Annotated in this window: 16 protein-coding genes; 12 read left to right on the top strand and 4 right to left on the bottom strand. The window is 56.7% G+C overall.

Going from position 1 to position 19,304, the window contains the following annotated elements; translation table 11 throughout:
* The first annotated feature begins 87 nt into the window (after window positions 1–87).
* Together VEI50_09710 and VEI50_09705 are read left to right on the top strand one after the other, a co-directional pair.
* Window positions 88–1,404 (top strand): DUF1015 domain-containing protein, encoded by a 1,317-nt coding sequence (locus VEI50_09710; protein HXX75394.1) that lies wholly within the window; start codon window positions 88–90, stop codon window positions 1,402–1,404.
* Between the two features lie 75 nt (window positions 1,405–1,479).
* Window positions 1,480–2,871, top strand: coding sequence for a sigma-54 dependent transcriptional regulator (locus VEI50_09705; protein ID HXX75393.1), 1,392 nt, complete (start codon window positions 1,480–1,482; stop codon window positions 2,869–2,871).
* Here the strand turns inward: VEI50_09705 and VEI50_09700 are convergent.
* From VEI50_09700 to VEI50_09690, 3 genes are all read right to left on the bottom strand, one after another.
* A complete protein-coding gene (locus tag VEI50_09700) occupies window positions 2,862–3,617 on the bottom strand; it encodes a nucleotidyltransferase family protein (protein HXX75392.1) in 756 nt (251 codons plus the stop codon). The genes VEI50_09705 and VEI50_09700 overlap by 10 nt on opposite strands.
* A 98-nt stretch (window positions 3,618–3,715) precedes the next feature.
* The gene (locus VEI50_09695) at window positions 3,716–4,819 is read right to left on the bottom strand and encodes a phosphotransferase (GenBank protein HXX75391.1); all 1,104 of its coding nucleotides are present in this window, start codon (window positions 4,817–4,819) and stop codon (window positions 3,716–3,718) included.
* A gap of 35 nt (window positions 4,820–4,854) precedes the next feature.
* Window positions 4,855–5,313 carry a VanZ family protein gene (locus VEI50_09690; GenBank protein HXX75390.1) on the bottom strand — a complete coding sequence of 153 codons (459 nt, stop codon included), beginning with the start codon at window positions 5,311–5,313 and terminating at the stop codon, window positions 4,855–4,857.
* 71 nt (window positions 5,314–5,384) lie between these two features.
* Here VEI50_09690 and VEI50_09685 point away from each other — a divergent pair, with 71 nt between their 5' ends.
* Together VEI50_09685 and galT are read left to right on the top strand one after the other, a co-directional pair.
* The gene (locus VEI50_09685) at window positions 5,385–7,586 is read left to right on the top strand and encodes a glycoside hydrolase family 57 protein (GenBank protein HXX75389.1); all 2,202 of its coding nucleotides are present in this window, start codon (window positions 5,385–5,387) and stop codon (window positions 7,584–7,586) included.
* A gap of 110 nt (window positions 7,587–7,696) precedes the next feature.
* Window positions 7,697–8,701: a galactose-1-phosphate uridylyltransferase gene (gene galT, locus VEI50_09680; protein ID HXX75388.1), complete on the top strand. Its 1,005-nt coding sequence runs from the start codon at window positions 7,697–7,699 to the stop codon at window positions 8,699–8,701.
* A 57-nt stretch (window positions 8,702–8,758) separates the two neighbouring features.
* On the opposite strand, the gene VEI50_09675 is transcribed toward galT, so the two are convergent.
* A complete protein-coding gene (locus VEI50_09675) occupies window positions 8,759–9,937 on the bottom strand; it encodes an SGNH/GDSL hydrolase family protein (GenBank protein ID HXX75387.1) in 1,179 nt (392 codons plus the stop codon).
* Window positions 9,938–10,204: 267 nt separating this feature from the next.
* Here VEI50_09675 and VEI50_09670 point away from each other — a divergent pair, with 267 nt between their 5' ends.
* The 8 genes from VEI50_09670 (at window position 10,205) to hpnJ (ending at window position 19,300) form a co-directional block, all read left to right on the top strand.
* Window positions 10,205–10,960: a tetratricopeptide repeat protein gene (locus VEI50_09670; GenBank protein HXX75386.1), complete on the top strand. Its 756-nt coding sequence runs from the start codon at window positions 10,205–10,207 to the stop codon at window positions 10,958–10,960.
* Window positions 10,961–11,053: 93 nt separating this feature from the next.
* Window positions 11,054–12,409 carry an ATP-binding protein gene (locus VEI50_09665; protein ID HXX75385.1) on the top strand — a complete coding sequence of 452 codons (1,356 nt, stop codon included), beginning with the start codon at window positions 11,054–11,056 and terminating at the stop codon, window positions 12,407–12,409.
* A gap of 20 nt (window positions 12,410–12,429) precedes the next feature.
* The gene (locus VEI50_09660; protein ID HXX75384.1) at window positions 12,430–13,809 is read left to right on the top strand and encodes a sigma-54 dependent transcriptional regulator; all 1,380 of its coding nucleotides are present in this window, start codon (window positions 12,430–12,432) and stop codon (window positions 13,807–13,809) included.
* Between the two features lie 229 nt (window positions 13,810–14,038).
* On the top strand, window positions 14,039–14,779 hold the full coding sequence (locus VEI50_09655; protein HXX75383.1) for a hypothetical protein: 741 nt from the start codon (window positions 14,039–14,041) through the stop codon (window positions 14,777–14,779).
* 16 nt (window positions 14,780–14,795) lie between these two features.
* Window positions 14,796–15,965 carry a bacteriohopanetetrol glucosamine biosynthesis glycosyltransferase HpnI gene (hpnI, locus tag VEI50_09650; protein HXX75382.1) on the top strand — a complete coding sequence of 390 codons (1,170 nt, stop codon included), beginning with the start codon at window positions 14,796–14,798 and terminating at the stop codon, window positions 15,963–15,965.
* Window positions 15,962–16,813, top strand: a complete 852-nt coding sequence (gene hpnK, locus VEI50_09645; GenBank protein ID HXX75381.1) for a hopanoid biosynthesis-associated protein HpnK — start codon at window positions 15,962–15,964, stop codon at window positions 16,811–16,813. Before hpnI ends, hpnK begins: the two co-directional genes overlap by 4 nt.
* Before the next feature lie 40 nt (window positions 16,814–16,853).
* The gene (locus tag VEI50_09640) at window positions 16,854–17,837 is read left to right on the top strand and encodes an SDR family oxidoreductase (GenBank protein HXX75380.1); all 984 of its coding nucleotides are present in this window, start codon (window positions 16,854–16,856) and stop codon (window positions 17,835–17,837) included.
* 14 nt (window positions 17,838–17,851) lie between these two features.
* Window positions 17,852–19,300 (top strand): hopanoid biosynthesis associated radical SAM protein HpnJ, encoded by a 1,449-nt coding sequence (gene hpnJ / locus VEI50_09635; GenBank protein HXX75379.1) that lies wholly within the window; start codon window positions 17,852–17,854, stop codon window positions 19,298–19,300.
* Window positions 19,301–19,304 lie beyond the last annotated feature (4 nt).

Raw genomic sequence — 19,304 nt, 5'->3', positions numbered from 1 at the left:
ACGGCACCGCGCGGAAGAACAGGATCCATCCTTTCCGGTAGTTGCTGCACGACTACCTCAACCATTTATGGAGTAGAGGGCTACACGATGTCTACGATCATTCCGTTTCACGGCACGGTCTATGAACCTAAGGTTGACATCGCCAAGACGGTCGCGCCCCCCTACGACATCATCGATGAAGCTGGGCAGGAGGCCCTCTATACCCGCCATTCGCACAACATCATTCGGCTGGAACTCGGACTCGATCAACCGGGTGACGGACCGACGAACAATCGCTATACGCGTGCAGCCAACACACTTCACGATTGGCTCCGGAGCGGAGTCCTCACACGCGATGCGCAGCCGGCCATCTACTACCATACGATCGAATACACGCCCTCCTATTCCCAGCCCGGAGCGCCTACGAAAGTCCTGAAGGGATTTCTCACAACCGTCAAACTCGAAGCGCTGGACTCCGGACACATCTACCCGCACGAAAATACGAGAGCTGCGGCAAAGACCGATCGATTGAACCTTTTGGAAGCCTGCCGATCCAATTTCAGCCCGATTTGGTCTTTGTACTCAGATCCCCAGAACACCGTGATCGGCATGCTGGAGGCATCGGTCAAGGGAAAGCCGGCACGAATCGATTTTCGAGACGACGACGGCTTCCGTCAGCAATTATGGGCCGTGACCGATCCCGCCGTTCTTCAGCAGGTGGTGGAAGCCATGCGCAGCAAGCCGCTGTTTATCGCGGACGGTCACCACCGCTACGAAACTGCCTTGAACTATCAGCGGCTGCGCCGGCAGCAAGCCGGAACGACGACCGGCTCTCAGCCGTACGACGGGGTGCTGATGCTCCTGGCCGCCCTCGAAGATCCCGGCCTCACCGTCCTTCCGACCCACAGAGTGATCACGACAAACTTGCCGCCATACGAGCAGGTCAAAGCCTCATTGGCTGGAAAATGTGACGTCCAGGAGTTTCCGTACAGCGCCTCGACTCAAGCGGCGGTGCGCGAGGAGTTTCTCGACGCATTAAAGGTGAATGGACGCACGGTCCCGGTGTTCGGCTTGGCTCTAAAGGGACAGGACCGTTATGCCGCCTTGACCGTCAAACCGGCGCACCGTCAGACCGCTCAGACCTCGCCGCGCGCCCGACTCGATGTGTCGCTGCTCCAGCATTTGGTCGTGACGACCCTCTGCCCCACACAATCCGAAAAAGAAGCCATTCTCTATACAAAGGATGATCATGAAGCGCTGGACTGGGTCGCACAGGGAAAAGGAACAGGAGCGTTGCTCCTGAACGCCACAAAGGTCAGCGAAGTCCAAGCCGTCGCGACGGCGGGAGAACGGATGCCGCACAAGTCGACGTATTTCTTCCCCAAACCGCTCACGGGGTTGGTGATTAATGTAATGGAGGGCTAGGGGCAAGCGCCTAGCAGCAAGAGGCAATGGGAAGAATGAGCAACCCCCTCGCCTCTGGCCTCGTGCCTCTTGCCTATGCGAAGCATGATGAACGCCAAGATTCTCATTGTTGATGACGATCCGGACATTGTCACGATGCTGGAGGACCGTCTCCACGCGACAGGCTATAGCACCGTCGTGGCGCGCGACGGCATACAGGCTCTGGAACAGATGGAGCAAGAAACGCCGAACTTGGTTCTCCTCGATCTCGACATGCCTCGACTCACTGGAATCGAAGTCCTGAAACGATTCGCGAAATTGAAACAGGCGGAAGATGTGCCGGTCATCGTCATGACGGCCCATGGATCGATTCAAACCGCCGTCGACGCGATGAAAGAAGGAGCCTACGATTTCCTCACCAAGCCTCTCGACAAGGATCATTTGCTGATCGTCATCCGAAAGGCCCTGGAGCGAGACTCGCTCAAACGCCGGCTCGCCTGCCTCAAATCTGAAGTGGACAGTCGTTACGCTTCCATTGTCGGCACCGGCGCGAAAATCCGGGCCGTCATGGAAGCGGCCCAGCGGGCAGCCAAATCAGACGTCGGCGTTTTGTTACTCGGGGAAAGCGGGACGGGGAAAGAATTGTTCGCCCGTTCGATTCACCAATGGAGTCCCCGCCAGTCCATGCCCTTAGTGGTCATCAACTGCGTGGCCTTGACGGAAACCTTGCTCGAAAACGAACTCTTCGGGCATGAACGAGGCGCCTTCACCGGCGCGGATCGCCTGCAGAAGGGCAAGCTGGAAATGGCCGACGGCGGCACGGTGTTTCTTGACGAAATCGGGGATATGTCCTTACCGCTCCAAGCGAAACTTCTCCGTGTGTTGCAAGACCGGGAATTTCAGCGTGTCGGAGGCACAAAAACCGTGTCTGTCAATATTCGCATCATCGCGGCCACCAACAAAGATCTGAGGCAGGCCGTCGCCAATGGAGAATTCCGAGAAGATCTGTTTTTCCGCCTGAATGTGATCAGCTTGGTGCTCCCACCGCTTCGCGAACGCCGTGACGACATCCCCGCACTCGCCAAATTCTTTCTGAATCGCCACGCGAAGGAAGCCAAACGGCCGGGCATGCTGTTCAGTGCCGCCGCGATGGAGGCCCTGACCCACTATGCCTGGCCGGGCAACATTCGCGAACTCGAGAACGTGATCGCCCGAGCCGTTGTGTTGAGCCACACGGAGACGATTGAGCCCGAGATACTCGCCCTGGACACTCAGAATCACGCCGGCTCGGGGCCCTCCCTGCCTTATCTTGATTTTCCCTATCACGAGTCGATGGAGGCCCATAGTCGCTATATCATCGGCCGTGCCTTAGACGACGCTGACGGCAACCAAACGAAGGCCGCGGATCGACTACGTCTCCAACGGACGTACCTGGCGCGCTTGATCAAGCAACAGAAAGAAAAATCGCAGAAGTCCTATCAGGAGTGAGGCTGAGGCACCGCGAGCCGGCGGGCTGAGAGATCGATGACGCCTGCGGCTGCATCATGCTCGACTTGCGCATATCGTTCCGGCGTGCCGACATCGGACCAATAGCCGTCAAAGTCATAGCCCAGAACCGCCTCGCCACGCTGGATGGCTGCCACGTAGGGGTCGATGATGGTCGAGACGACGCCTTTCGGAACTTCCCGCAGAAGACGCGGTTGGAGGATATGAACACCCGCGAACATTCGTGATTGCGTCGGTTGGGAGGTTGTCACTCCGCGGCCGGCAATGCGCAGAATGCGCTGATCAGCGCCCACTTCAACGAGGCCCCATCGTTCCGCTTCGGGATCCTTGCGCAGTACCAATGTTGCCGCCGCTTCCCGACGCCGATGGAAGGAGCACAGCGCTTCGAGATCCAGCTCAAACAGAGTATCCCCGTTGAGCACTAGTACCGGCTCTCCCGAAAAGTGCGGTTCGGCCTGTTTGATTCCGCCACCGGTTCCGAGAATGACCGGCTCGTGCGAATAGATGATTCTCATCCCATAGCGTGAGCCGTCGCCAAGTGCCTGCTGGATCATGGGACCGAGATGGTGGAGGTTGAGCACCACTTCGTGAAATCCGTACCGTTTGAGCAATAACAGATTCCAGACGACAAGAGGAGTGCCAGCGACAGGGAGGAGCGGCTTCGGAATCGTATTCGTCATGGGCCTGAGTCGGGTCCCCAGGCCAGCTGCGAGAATCATGGCTTTCATGGGGAACCGTGATGCGTGATGCGTGACGCGTGACGCGCGGGCAAAGCGCGTCTCCAACTTTCCGATCGCTTCACGTTTAACGTTTTACGTTTCACGTCCTACTGGAGCTCCGGCACATACGTCGCCAGGTGTTTTCGCAACGTGAATAACTCCGGGTACTTGTAAAGGTTTCGCCGCACATACCCAAGTGTCCGCGGGATATCCGCGAGGAATTTCGGATTGCCTTTGACCTGATCGATATAGACGAAGCGTCCGGCGGCTTTGAGGTTGCGTTGAATGCTCGTGAAGTCGAAGAGCCGTCGGAAAGCCTCTCGATTCGTCCACACCTGGCGCTGGGTTTCCAGCCGGTCCAGATAATACGCGATGAGCTCGTCGATGAGCGATTCATCCAGCGCGATGTACGCATCGCGGAGGAGCGACGCCAGATCGTAGGTCGCCGGCCCCATCAGCGCATCTTGAAAATCGAGGACTCCCAATCGTGTCTTGTCAACCATCAAATTCCGCGAGTGGTAGTCCCGATGGACGAACACGCGAGGTTGTTCTGCCAGCATCGTCGCAATTTTTTCACATTCTCCACGGATAACCCGTCGATCATCCTCCTGCATCGGTCTTCCCTGGCGGGCGACGATCCCGTATTCCAGGAAGTGATCGAACTCCCACATCAGTAACGGCACGTCGAAACTCCGATGAAAGGCCACGCACTGCGGATCGGCCGGTGACGTCGCCTTGACTTGTATCTGGACCAGGATGTCGATGGCCTGGCGGTAGCGGGCGCTCAGTTCCTCAGGCTTCGCGTCGCAGGACGCTTCCGACAGCGTGAGATCGCCGAAATCTTCGAGGTAGAGCAACCCCGCCCCTTGATCGTAGTGATAGAGCGTCGGGACGGATACGCCGGCCTTTGCCAGATGTGTGCGGACGTTGAGAAACGGCAGGTCGGTGATCGCATACTTGGCACCGCTGACCGCCTCTTCCGATTGCTTGAACGCTTCCGGCTCGGCCAACTGCATCAGAACAACGGAGCGCGGCAATCCACTCCCAAGTTCAATCCGGAAATAGCGCCGGTTGGACGCATCACCAGCGAGCGGGGTGAGTTTCTTGAAGGGCCCACAACCGGGAAGCTGTGACTGAACCGTGCCGGCGACCAACGCGGTGGAAGGAAGGGCCAGCGGTGCTTTGGGAGCGGCAGGACCGACAGTCGACATAACGGCGCGCATTATACTGGTGACACGGGACCTTGTCACGAAACCGGCGTAGTTCGATCGACGGGATGGTTGAATACCTGATCGCGCCGCCGTTGCTCGAGCCAATTCATCCCGCGCGCGCCGATGGCTGAACCAAGGGTGTCCGCAATCCAATCCAGCACGCTCGGCGTGCGCATAGGCACAAACGCCTGATGTACTTCGTCGGTGATGCCATAGACCGACCCTGCGACAATCGCCAAGAGGACTGCCGATGCCGCGATTCTCGGCCCAGACGCCCACCGAAAGGCCCGATACCACAGACCGCCGAGAACGCCGTACTCCACGAGGTGCAGGAACTTGTCGCTCAGATCGCGTACAAAATCCGGGAGCTGCTCATGCGGTTTCGGGAGCGAAGAGAAGTAAAATATCATCGCTGCATAGATGAGCACCGGCGCCCAATCGAGGAACACCTTCTCCCATGCTGCGTGACCAAGCGTCTGTCGAGTCGTATCCATAACGTTCTGTTGATTGCACAGCCTCCACCCCTATGACATACTTGCGTAGAAGCCCGCAAGAAACTTCGTCTATGAAGACAGCGCACGTCTGTTTTCTTTGGCACATGCATCAGCCGTACTACACGGACCCCGTGGCGGGGTTCGCGAGTATGCCCTGGGTTCGCCTCCATGCGACGAAAGCTTACTATGACATGGCATTCCTGCTGGAAAAGTTCCCGACGGTCAAGGCGACATTCAATTTCACCCCGTCCCTGCTGCTGCAGTTGCAGGAAATCGGAGCGGGCACCGTTCGCGACCTTTTTCAGGAACGTGCCCAACGACCAGCGGCTGACTTGACAGCCGAGGAGAACGCCTTTCTCATCCGCCATTTCTTTTCCGCCAATTGGGCGACGATGGTGCGGCCCTCTCCCCGGTATCACGAACTCTTGGTCAAGCGCGGAACGGAGGTGCAGGAACAAGATCTGGAACGAGTTGCCCGTCAATTTTCGACCCAGGACTTTCTCGATCTGCAGGTCTGGCACAACCTCGCGTGGTTTGGATATGGGACGACCCATCGGTACCCTCGGCTGGCGGCCCTGCGAACCAAGAATCGCAACTTCACCGAGGAGGATAAGCAAGAGGTGTTGGCCCTGCAGCGCGTCGCCGTTCAGGAGGTCGTCCCGATGTACCGACGGCTTCTCGACCGCGGACAGATTGAACTCACCACAAGTCCGTTTTTCCATCCGATTCTTCCCTTGGTCATCGATACCGACACGACGCGGCGGGCGAGGCCTGATCTTCCGCTTCCGCCCCGCTTCTCTGCACCGGAGGATGCCGAAGCACAACTGCGCCGTGCCGTGGAATTTCATACCGCGGCGTTCGGCCAAGCTCCGGCCGGTTTGTGGCCGTCGGAAGGGTCCGTCTGTCCGGAAATGATTCCAATGGTGACCCGCGCCGGTTTGCGCTGGTTGGCGACCGATGAAGGGATCCTCGCTCGCTCCCTGGAATCGGCGCAACAACCCTGGCACCGCCATCAAGACCTGTACCAACCCTATCGCGTCGGTCCTGATGGACAAGCTGCCACGATCGTCTTCCGCGACCGTGACTTGTCCGACGCATTTGGGTTCGTCTATCACAAAACGGCACCCGAATCGGCAGCGGAGGACGTCCTGCGCCGGTTGCGGAACATCACGCATGATGCCCCGCAAGAGCGGGCCCTTGTCGCCATCGTCCTCGACGGTGAAAATCCCTGGGAGCACTACCACGATGGCGGAGAGCGGTTCTTGTCGCTTCTGTACACGGCACTGTCCCACCGTGCCTTAGATCAGGAGGGGCTGCGCGTCTCGGTTGCCACCATTTCCGAAGCCCTCGCGGCAACCCCGGCTCCGACCCGATTGACTCAGCTGCATTCCGGATCCTGGATCAACCAGGATTATAAAATTTGGATCGGACATCAGGAAGACAACCGGGGATGGGAACTCCTCGGCCACACGAGAGCCCGGCTCACAGACCTGGCGCCGAACCTCCCGCCTGATCGGGCGCAGGCTGCATGGACCGAACTCTACGCGGCGGAAGGCAGCGATTGGTTCTGGTGGTACGGCGACGATTTCGACACCGCGTACAAAGAGGAGTTTGACCGTCTCTTCCGGACCCACCTTCGCAACGTCTGGATGCATATGGGGCTGACGCCGCCGGACATCCTCAACCAGCCCCTATGCATCATTGCGCGGAAGCCTGATGCGGATCGTGTCACTCAGCCGGTGGCGTTGCTCGCGCCGACAATCGATGGAGTGGTCACTGATTTCTTCGAGTGGCGAGGGGCCGGGTCCATCAACCCTCACCCGCCACTGGGTGCCATGTGGAAAACCGACGGCATCTTCTCCGCCATCTTCTTCGGCTGGAGCCTTGACCACCTGTACCTTCGACTCGATCCTGACACGGCTGCGCAAGACCGGCAGGACGGCATGATCGTGGAGATCTTGTTGCAATGCCCGCGACACACGTTCCGACTCTCCTTTTCACTCGCATCCTCGGGAGCAGACCATTTTACGTTGTTCCATGGATCGTCTCCGGATTCCTGGCGGGAGGTCGGCCCCTATCGTTCGATTGCGCGACGAACCGTCCTTGAACTCGGCGTGCCGATCAAAGACCTGGAGCTGGAGCAAGGACAGGAAGTCCGGTTGAGCCTGATCGTGCTGGAACAAAACCTGGAAGTGGCTCGGTATCCTTATCAGAACCCGGCCACTCTGGTCGTACCCGGTCCGGAGTTCGACGGCTCCGCATGGCGGGTATGAAGAGAAACAGTGCGGGTACTGAGTTATGAGTTGTGAATTTCTCCTTCGTTTGAGACACTACTTGCTCGTGCCTCGGCGCTCGACACTCTTGCGGTGGTCTGGGAGTCACCATGCCTGATCTGCGACGAGATCCCATTGTTGGTCGTTGGGTGATTATTTCGACCGAGCGCAGCGGCCGGCCGCACGAGTTTTCTCAGATGCAACCTGCGCGTCCCATTTCGACTGCTCTTTGTCCGTTTTGCCCTGGCCAAGAACGCCTGACGCCAAAAGAAATCATGGCCTACCGCTCACAACCTTCCGAGCCGAATTCGCCCAATTGGTCCATCCGCGTCGTGCCCAATAAGTTCCCTGCTCTCCAAGTCGAAGGCGACCTCGGCCGCGAAGGGCTTGGCCTCTACGACCGCATGAATGGGATCGGGGCACACGAGGTCATCATCGAAACGCCAGGCCACAAGGACGGCTTGGCCGACCTGCCGCCCAAGAAGATCGAGGACGTCCTCTGGGCCTACCGGGATCGGATGTTGGACCTCCGAAAGGATCTGCGCTTCCGCTACATCCTGATCTTCAAGAACCATGGGGCCGCTGCTGGTGCGACGCTCGAGCACAGCCACTCACAGCTCATCGCTCTGCCGATCATTCCCACCAGCGTCATGACGGAAATTGAAGGATGCCGCGCACACTATGAGCAAAAGGAGCGCTGCATCTACTGCGATATTCTGCGGCAGGATCTATCTGATGGGGACCGGGTCGTCGCCGAAAACCCCGAGTTCGCCTGCGTGACGCCCTTCGCCCCGCGATTCCCGTTCGAGATGTGGATTCTGCCGAAACGGCACGCCGGCTACTTCGAAGAAAGTCAGAAGCAGCAGTTCGAATTCCTGGCGCCTATTCTCTCTGAATCGTTGCGGCGGATGGACAAAGTCCTCGCCAGACCAGCCTATAATTTCATTCTTCACAGCTCGCCGCTCCACGAAAAGACGGGCGACTTCTACCACTGGCATGTGGAACTTATCCCGAAGCTGACGCAAGTCGCCGGTTTCGAATGGGGCACGGGATTTTACATCAATCCGGTGTCGCCGGAAGAATCCGCAAAATTTCTCCGGGAAGCGATAATGTGACGACGTTGGTCTGCCCGTGGAAAGCGCCACGGGCAGCCAAACCTGGTACGAACAGTTCTAGTTCGCGCGGGCTGAACCTACAAGCGGGTCTAACGCGACGGCGAGCCGTTCTGCAATGACCTCAGCCTTTTTCTCCATTCCGACCTTCGTTTCATGAGCGGCATCCAGAAAGTATGCAGGATCCCGCATCTTCGAGTAGAGATCGATCGACAAGAGTCGGTTGGTCGCGGCAAGTTCCTGCATGATCGAATTGTTTCGTGAGATTGCCGCCACGACCGCGCGGTAATACGCGTCCAGACCTTCCTCCTTCGCCGGGTTCACTGGCTCATTGAGTAACACCGGCACGGCGTTCATATTTCGACACAGGGCCACGAGCGTCTGAAGATTCCGACGAAAATATTTGCCATTGGCGGTTTCTATATGTTTCACCATTTCAGCGCCGTTCGCGACTGGATACTGGATCGCGCCTGCCATGTCGCCTGGGGAGAAGGTGTTCGACGATGTCCAATATCGCCCGATCAGCCGCACGAGATAACTTGCCCGCATAGCGCTCCCGAGACCTTGAGACAACGGCGTATAGTTCCAGGCATGTCGAAAGTACCGATTGTCGGCTCCGCCCTCCTCGGGATATCCCACTGCGAACGCGTCGTTGAGTCCGGTATGAATAAGCACGACATCCGGAGAGAGTTCCGGCAGGATCATCGCGGTAAGCCCAATCAGTTCGAAGGTCGTATAATTGGGAATGCCAGCGTTGATCACTTCGATCCGGTCGCCGTACTTTTGCCGCAGTTTCTCCTGCAATAGCGCTGGCCAGACGTTTTGATCGTACGTGAAATAGAGGCCATAGGTCGTACTGCCCCCGATCGCCACAATTCGGATATGGCCCGGTTTCTTCGGAACGCAACAGTGTTCGTCCCGAAATCCCCAGGCATTATGCGGCCGATATCCGTTGTCATAGGTGAACGTGGGATTCGCCACGTAATTGAGATACGGATGTGAGACAAAGCGCAGCACCGTATTGGTAGGAGCTTGCCGCAGTCCGATGGCCAGCTCGATCACGTCACGTTGCTGGGCTGGAATCTGGAAGTAATAGATGAGGGCGGCGCCCGTTTCCGCGAGACCGATGAGGCTCACGAACAAGAATACTCCCAGGAGGGCTCTCTTGGCGGGCGATGCAAGAGACCGTGGCGCAGGAATCGAGTCCGCCACAAGCCTCTCCATGGTTGCGTCCTTCATAAGGGATTCTCTCGCTACTTCTTCTCTTGCAGAGTAAGAAGGCCGCTGCTGACTGTCAACGAAAGACGCATTCTCGGCAGGAATTCAAACCGACAGGCTCCTCTTGTGCGACCCTTCCTAGCGACAATCTAATTCATTAGTTACTCTGCCTCCAACACGACCTGGTTCTCCAAAGAGATTCATGTTACCCTTCGCACCTCCCGGACACGGCTGGAGAATGACAAATCTTGGCAGGTAGGACTTTCTGTTTCGCGTAAAATAACTCTCATGAGAATGCCTCTCAGAAAAATGCAATGTTCTGCCATCCTCCTCTTTGTCTTGGTAGCACTCACGGCCCGCACGTTGGGCGCACAACCGGCGTCGCTTTCCGATGGAGCACAAGCTCTTGAGCGAGAGTTGCAGACTCTCCTTGCCGATCGGGCACCTGACTCCACAGACTCCCGGATTCTCGTGCGCCTTTCGGAAGTATATCTTGATCTGGGCGATAATGCGTACTCCGAGAAGACGAAGCGTCTGGCAGCATATGATGAAGGGGCGCGGGTTGCACGCCGAGCCATCGACCTCGATGAATCCAATGCACAGGCTCATTATCTATACGCAGCCAACCTCGGAAGCGCTGCCCAGCTCAAGGGAGTGATGGCTTCCGCGTTTACCATGAATGACCTCAAGAACCATACCCGGCGTGCGCTGGAGCTCAACCCTAACCATGCTCCATCTCTTCACATGATGGGGATGATGTTCGAAGAGCTGCCATGGATTCTCGGGGGTGATTCGGAGGCTGCGCTCACGTATCTGAACAAGGCAGTCACCGCCGATCCACGTTCCATCCACGCTCGTCTTGATCTCGGGAAAGCCTACATCAAACGACAGAATACGGACGCGGCGCGGCGCGAGTTCAACATCATTTTGAGCCAGGCACCACCTCGCGACCAGTCAGCGAGCGAGCAGCGCTACCGCCAGGAAGCCCGTCAGCTGCTTGCGTCTCTCACCCCTCAACAAAACACAACCGACTCGCACAAATAATGTGCTGAGGCACGAGTCGCGTTTTTGACTTCTCCTCCCAGCAGCCTGTAGAGTTCTTCAGGTCTCCTGATCATCTGATAAGAGTGATCGTCTATGGCTTTCGGTTACCTCAATGCGTTCGACATTCTGAAGGCTGCAACTTTAGGCCTGCTCGCTGTTCTTTTGTTCTCACTCGGCAGCGTGACCCGACCGACCTCGTTCGGCGCATACCTCTCGTTCTCTGCCATCATGGCCTTGCAGGGCATCGAAATGTTGGTGCCGGCCTTTTCCGAAAAGACAAGAAACCCAGCGCAACGTGTCCTCCTCTTACGGCTGAGCATCTTGCTTCAGCTCCTGTTGGCCAGCATGCTCGTGGCGGTAACGGACGGGAGCGGAAGCATTTACGAACTCGTGTATTTGCTGCCGATCATCTCGGCAGCCACCAAGTTACCGGGTCGAGACGTCGCGATCGTCGTGGGAGGATCGGTATTGGCGATGATCGGGTTCATTGTGACCGGAGAACAGTTGAACGCATCAATCATGAGCGTCAAGGAGTTCCAGGATTCCGTTGCAGCTGTGGTCTATTTCACCATGGCTGGCTTGCTGACCTACTTTTTCGCAAGGAGTGAACGAAATCAGCGGCTGCAGTATCAAAATCTCGCGGCCACCCTTGCCGACACCAATACAACACTTCGCGAGACACAAACACAGTTGACCGACCGTTTAGCCCAGGTCGCCATGATGGAGGAACGCATCCAACGAGTCAGCCAGATGGCCGCGCTGGGTGAACTTGCCGGTCAACTGGCACACGAAGTACGGAATCCTCTCGGGATTATCAGGGGAGCCGCCGAGATGCTCGCCGCTCGCGTGTCGGACCCTTCGACCTCCCGTCATATCACTGTCTTGATCGAGGAAGCGGATCGCCTTAACAAGGCAGTGGAGGGTGTTCTCCGTCTTGGCACGCCACTAAAAATGAAATTTGTGCGTCTGGACCTCGTTGAACTGCTAGAGGGGGTCGCCCAGATTTCCTCTGCGTCCTCTGTACCCGATGGTTCTTCCGTCAAGCTCACTGTCCCCTCGAGGCCACTGTGGATCCGTGGAGACCGTGACCTCTTGTATCAGGCCTTTACGAATCTCGCCCGCAACGCGTTTCAGGCCATGCCGGTCGGTGGTCCCATCACCATCACCGTCGAGTCCACGTCCGATGAGGATCATGTCGTGACATCTATCGCTGATGCCGGAACCGGTCTCGCCGAGGAAGACCTCAGAAGACTCGGCGAACCGTTTTTCTCCAAGCGACCTGGTGGAATCGGCCTCGGATTTTCACTCGCGCGACGCGTCGTGCTGGAGCATGGAGGATCGGTAACGGTCGGAAGTATTCTTGGACAGGGGACCACCGTGTCCATTCATCTGCCGACGCTAAAAGCGACCCGCGAGAGACAGCTGCCGGTAGAGTCGTTCACCGCTTAGCAAGGAATCGAAAACCACCTATGGCTACGATCCTAGTCGTTGATGATGAGAAAAATTACCTCTGGATGTTGAAGGAACTTCTTCAGGGAGAAGGGTATGACGTCGTCACATGCGACAAGGCGCTCGATGCTCTCGAGATTCTTCGAGAGTCGAAGATCGACTTGCTGCTCACAGACCTCCGAATGGGCGAGACGGATGGCATGACGCTGTTGGCACGAGCACGGGAGACTTCACCGACAACCACCACTATCTTGATGACAGCCTACGGGACGATCGAACGGGCGGTTGAAGCGATGCGGCTTGGGGCGTACGACTTTATTGTGAAGCCGTTCGAGAACGTGGACTTGCTCCGCTCCGTTGGAAAAGCGATCGAACACAATACTCTCGTTCGAGAGAATGTGCGCTTGTCTCAGTCACTGGCTCCTCACTATCACTTCGATAATTTGATTGGCCAAAGCATCGCCATGCGGGCCGTTTTCGACAAGATCAAGCGAGTCACCAACTCAAAGAGTACCGTGTTGTTATTTGGCGAAAGCGGAAGTGGAAAAGAACTGGTCGCGCGTGCCATTCATTTCAACGGACCGCGCTGTGGCCGACCGTTCCTGGCAGTCAATTGCGGAGCCATGACCGCCTCGTTGGCGGAAAGCGAACTCTTCGGACATGAGCGTGGGGCCTTCACGGGGGCCAATACGCGACATCAGGGGATGTTCGAACAGGCAAACACAGGAACCCTCTTTCTCGATGAGGTTGGAGAACTCCCGATTGATCTCCAGACGAAGCTCCTGAGGGTGCTCGACACGCAGGAGGTTCGCCGAGTGGGAAGCGAAAAGACGTTCCGCGTCGATGTGAGAATTCTCGCAGCCACCAATCGAGACTTGAAATCGGAAGTCAAACACGGCCGTTTCCGAGAAGACCTTTTTTTCCGCCTGAGCGTCGTGCGGATCGATATTCCTCCTCTCCGCGAACGAGGCGAGGACGTTCGATTATTGGCCGAAGCGTACTTACAAGAACTGGTGAAGGAAGGAAGCATGCACGGGAAGCGGTTCGTACCGGCCACCCTCGAACTCCTGAAGCGTTATCAGTGGCCAGGAAACGTGCGGGAGCTGCATAACGCCGTGGCGCATGCGGCGCTGATGGCCCAACAAGAAGAAATTCAGCCGGATGACTTTCCCTTGGAACTAGCAGCCAGCGGTGAATGGTTGCATGTCCTGGATCGGATCATTCCGTCCGATGCCCCCCTCGACCACACGCTCAAGGCGGTCGAGCACCACATGATCGATCGTGCGCTGAACCGTGCCGGTGGTGTTCAGGCCAAGGCTGCCGATTTGCTCAAGATCAGCCGAAGCCTGCTTCAGTATAAGTTAAAGACGTTCGGCACCAGCCCTGACCATGTCAAGTAAGGAATCCCCGCAGCCGTATAAGAATTTTGACGATAATCCAACTTTTTTGACAATCTCGTAGGCTCCTCTCAAACCACCCTCACCGTTTTCCCTGTAACTTCTTGAAATCATAATAGAGTCCCTGCCGACCGTGCCGTGGCCAGGTTCCTGCATTTTACTTGCTCGTTCGCCTGTTAGCCGATTCACCCCTGAGCTTGGTGACCAAAGGCGCACATCACGAATGAGGAGCATGAGGCTAGCCGTTGCCAGCGTTCTCTTCCTCGGAACTCTATCACTCTTCATCATCATCTTCGGCTCGAAGTTAAACGCCTCGGCTCCCGATATGCATCATCCAACGGACCAAGAGAGCCATCATCCGACCGTCCAAGGAGGCGCATTGCTCAAAGATCGCTCGGAAGATCCGGACATTGCCTATTCGCTGTTCATGCATCATAGCTCAGGCATCGCCCTGTTAGCCTTAGGGCTGCTCATACTCCTAGGCCGTCTGTCGCTCCTTCCCAGCGAACTTACCACGATACTGATCGGTTGCACGTGGGTAGCCTTCGGTATGTTCGTGTTCATCAAGAGCGATCCCGAAGGCTGGCCGATCGGCCCTGCTGGATTCCTTCAAAGCTTCAGCATGCCGACGACGGGTGAATGGATCCAGCACAAACTCCTCTCCCTGATTCCCATGCTGCTCGGAGTCTACTCCATTTCCGTCAGGCGCGTTCCATCAAGCATGAATGTAGCGTACTGGGCCGCCGGTGCCGCGCTGTTGGGAGGGATTGGACTGATGATCCACCAGCATTTGGGTCATCCGGACTTCGATCTGGTGAACCTCCAACACCGAATCTTTGCGCTCACCGCTTTTTTTATCGCCGGAGGATTACTTCTGGAGCGACGGGTGGTCGTCGCGTGGCGGTCGAAACCGTTTTTCGTGCCTCTCGGAATCATGATCTTGGGCCTCCAATTGACACTGTATGTGGAATAGGCTCGCGAGGTAACCGGTGTACGGACTTTCCCTTCTCGAGTGGGCTTGCCTGATTCCGGTCGTTGTCGGGTCGCTTTATTACCTTGCCTGCCTGGATTGTGTCCTGATCGCTCGAGGACGTGCTACAGCCCCTCCTCGAATCCCAAAACGTGGCTGGCCACCTGTCACGATTCTGAAACCAGTGCACGGACTCGAGAAGCATCTGGAAAAGAACCTCCGCAGCGCCTGCGCGCAAGACTATCCAAACTATCAAGTCGTCTTTTCTGTACAGAATGAGAATGACCCTGCGATTCCTCTTTTGAGAACCCTTCAATCTGAATACGGCTCAGAACGGGTCACCGTCGTCATTGACAATCGGCAAGTAGGAACCAACGGCAAGATCAATAATCTGATCGGCGGGGTGGCCCATGCGCGCCACGAGATTTTGGTGATCAGCGATAGCGATGTTCATGTAGGCCCCGACTACCTGATGGCGATCGTCGCCCCCCTGGATGATCCGGACGTTGGGTTCGTCTGCACGTTTTTTAAAGCGATGTCGGCGGGATCGTGGTTCGAAAAAATGGAACTGCTCACGATGAATGCCTGTTTCTTTCCTGACACGGTCTTTGCGTATGTGACCAAGACAGCAAAGTTTTGCATCGGGTCGTCGGTCGCCTTTCGACGTTCCATCTTGAAAAGCATCGGTGGTTTGGAAAGTCTCGCCGACTATTTGGTCGAAGATTATGAAATGGGGCGCCGCATATGGGAACAAGGCAAGAAAGCTGCGGTAGCGCCCTACGTGGTCGACACTGTGGTCGATCTGAAGTCTCCCTCTCAGTGGTGGAGTCATCAGGTCTACTGGGATCAAAACAGTTGCATCGTGAGACCCGGTGCTCTCACCTCGACGCTCATCATTCGCCCGATCCCTTTTGCGTTTCTCTTTGCCATCCTGAGATTGGCCGATCCACTCGGATTGCTCGTGCTCGGAGGAGCAGTCGCGTTGCGCCTGACAACGGCTGCCGGGATGCTTACATCCGGCCTCGGCGACCGTGAGGGTCTCAAGACCCTTCTGCTGCTTCCTCTCAGAGACATTGCAGGTCTGGTCTCATTGATCTTGGCGTTGACGCAAAAGACTGCGGTGTGGCGCGGCAAAAAGTACATTCTGACAAAGGATGGACGCATGATTCCTCAAGAGGCGTCCTTGTGAAAAAGCTCATCGTCAACGGAGACGATTTCGGGCTTGCCGTCCCGGTCAATGAAGCCATTGAGGAGGCCCATCGCAATGGCATCCTCACGTCGGCCAGTCTGATGGTTGGAGCCGAGGCCGCCAAGGATGCAATTGCACGAGCCAAACGGCTCGGTTCGTTAAGAGTCGGGCTGCATCTGGTGTTGGTGGATGGTCGCGCTGTACTCCCGAAACGGAACATTCCTGATCTTGTGGATGAGGAGGGTGAGTTCTTGCCGGACCCCGTTTTAGTTGGGTTGAAATATTTTTTCGAGAAGGACTTGCTTCGTCAGTTAGAAGCGGAAATCCGAGCGCAGTTTCAGGCGTTCCACGACACGGGGCTTCCTCTCGACCATGTGAATGGACACAACCATTTGCATCTTCATCCCACTGTCCTCGGACTAATCCTCAAGGTCGGACGAGAATTTGGCTTACGAGCGATGCGACTTCCCTATGAACCACCCCTGCCCTCGTGGCGCGCGTCCAGGCAGGGACTGTTGCGCAAGTTCGGAGGCTGGACGTTCCTTTTCCCCTGGATCGTACTCCTTAAAGCGAGGATGAAACTCGCCGGGATCCGCTGCAACGATTTTGTTTTTGGTCTGAACGATACAGGTCACCTCGATCGGGAACTCTTGCTGCGCATTCTGCGAGAGCTCCCGGACGGGGTCACGGAAATATATTGCCATCCGGCGACCAGGAGGTGTGCGGAGCTTGACCAGGCCATGCCTGGCTATTTGAACGAGCAGGAGTTTGAGGCACTCACGAGTCCGGCGGTGAAACAAGCAGTGGCAACCGCCGGATGTCAGCGGGTTGCGTTTGACGAGTTGTGAACGGAGAGGCTGTTCTTCGGATGATCGGCTGGGAGGGACGATGCGAACGTATTTGGTGACCGGCGGAGCAGGCTTTATCGGCTCGCATGTGACTGAGGCGCTTGTGAAGAGGGGCGAGCGCGTCAAAGTCTTGGACAACTTCTTTACCGGAAAACGGGAGAATCTTGCGCCTTTTGACCGTGACATCGAACTCATCGAAGGCGATGTCCGAGATGCTAGTCGGTATCCGGAGATTCTTGATGGAGTAGCCACGATCGTCCATTTGGCCGCTCTACATGAAGTGGTGCGCTCTGTCGAATGCCCGATGGAGACCCACGACGTGAACGTCACAGGGACCCTGAATCTGCTCCTTGGCGCGCGGCGGGCCGGAGTGAAAAAGTTTGTCTTCGCGTCATCGTCCGCGGTGTACGGGGAGAACCCCGCAATCCCTCGAATCGAAACCATGACCCCCGCTCCCAGCTCTTCTCCCTATGCCGCGACAAAACAAGCCGGCGAATACTACTGCCAGCTATTCTCAACCCTCTATGGGTTGGAGACGGTCTGTTTGAGGTTTTTTAATGTCTACGGCCCTCGTCAAGACGCCGCCTCAACCTATGCCGCTGTGATCCCGAAATTTATCTCCCTTCTCCTGGCAGAGACAGCTCCGACCATCTACGGAGATGGGGAGCAGTCGCGCGATTTCACCTTCATCGGTGATTGCGTGGCGGCCGTGCTGGCTGCCTGTGAGATTCCCGGCCTCTCGGGGCAAGCGCTCAACATCGGGACAGGCCGGTGTACGACAATCAATCAGCTCTATGCTCAACTTCAGATCTTGCTGGGTACAAACCTGTCCCCCCATTACGGGCCGCGTCAGCCGGGGGATCTGCCACACGATCAAGCGGATATCGGACAGGCGAAACGTTTTCTCCACTTCCAGCCTCGATACGGCCTGGCTCGCGGTCTCCAGGAAACCATCGCGTTCATGCGATGCGCTCACCTCAGTGAGCAGTCTGCCATCACAGGCACACGGGAACTTCGCGTCTGACAGAGGAGAGACCGATGAAGACGTTACTGCTTAATCCTCCTTCATTCGACATGTTCGACGGGGGAGCCAGTTCGCGCTATCAGGCCACCAGAGAGATTCCCTCATTCTGGTATCCGGTGTGGCTCGCCTATTCTGCCGGCATGATTCAAGACAGTCGACTGCTGGATGCTCCTTCGCACGGCGTGAGTCCCGAGGAGACGGTCGCAATCGCCAAGGACTACGAGTTTCTCGCACTTTTTACCAGCACGCCGGGGTTTAAGAGCGACATACGACTCGCTCAAATGATCAAAGAGGCGAACCCTAGGATCAAGATCGCCTTTGTCGGTCCTCATGTGACGATTCAACCGGAACAGAGCCTCAAGACCTCTCCTGCCATCGATTTTGTGGTTCGGCGGGAATTCGACTACCCCCTTGCAGAGTATGCCTCCGGCAGGAAGTTAGAAGAAATCGCCGGCATCAGCTACAGACAGGACGGACAGATTATTCATAATCCGGATCGTCCATCCATTGAAGATCTCGATGCCTTGCCGTTTGCCGTCGATGTCTACAAACGAGACCTGGACATTACTCGCTACAACATCCCTTACCTGAAGCATCCGTATGTCGCCTTCTACACTTCGCGTGGCTGCCCGGCCCTGTGTACATTTTGCCTCTGGCCGCAGACGATGAGCGGCCACCCTTGGCGGACCCGCAGCATTCCGAACGTAGTGGAGGAAGTCATGCGGTGTCTCGAATATTTCCCGCAGGCGAAGGAGATCTTTTTTGACGATGACACCTTCCCTTGGGCCAAGGACCGGACCATCGACTTATGCAAAGCATTGAAGCCGCTGAAGTTCACCTGGTCGTGCAATTCCAGGGTGACGGCGGGGTACGAGACCCTCAAGGCAATGAAGGAAGCAGGCTGCCGCTTGCTGATCGTCGGATTCGAATCAGGCAATGCGAATATCCTAACGAACATCAAGAAGGGCGCGACCGTCGAGCAGGCTCGGCAGTTCATGAAGCACTGCAAGGAATTAGGGCTTGTGGTGCACGGTGACTTTCAGGTCGGACTGCCAGGGGAGACGAAAGAGACGATCGAGCAAACCGTCCAATTCGCCATGGAGCTGGACCCGGAGACGATCCAGGTATCGATGTCTCACCCCTACCCCGGGACCGAGTTCGATACCTACTTAAAGAAGCACAACTATTCGGTCGACCACGTCATGACCGATGAGGAGGGACATCAGCTTCCCGTATTTCAGTATCCGGGCTTAAGCAGAAAAGAGATCATGCACGCGGTCGAGCAATTTTACGATCGGTACTACTTCCGGCCGCACGTCATTTTCCGAATTCTTCGTCGAGCCCTTTTTAATAGTCACGATCGGCGTCGCCTGTACGTCGAGGCCAAGGAATTTCTCAAGGTGCGCGCCAAGCGAAAGGGGTTTGTCCGCGCTCAGGTGAGCGCTGGATCCCCGGGGTCCTGAGTTT

It is taken from the genome of Nitrospiraceae bacterium, from assembly GCA_035623075.1.
GTDB lineage: Bacteria > Nitrospirota > Nitrospiria > Nitrospirales > Nitrospiraceae > DASPUC01.
Note: the sequence above shows the minus strand (reverse complement) of the source record. Positions and strands in the feature narration are given on the sequence as shown.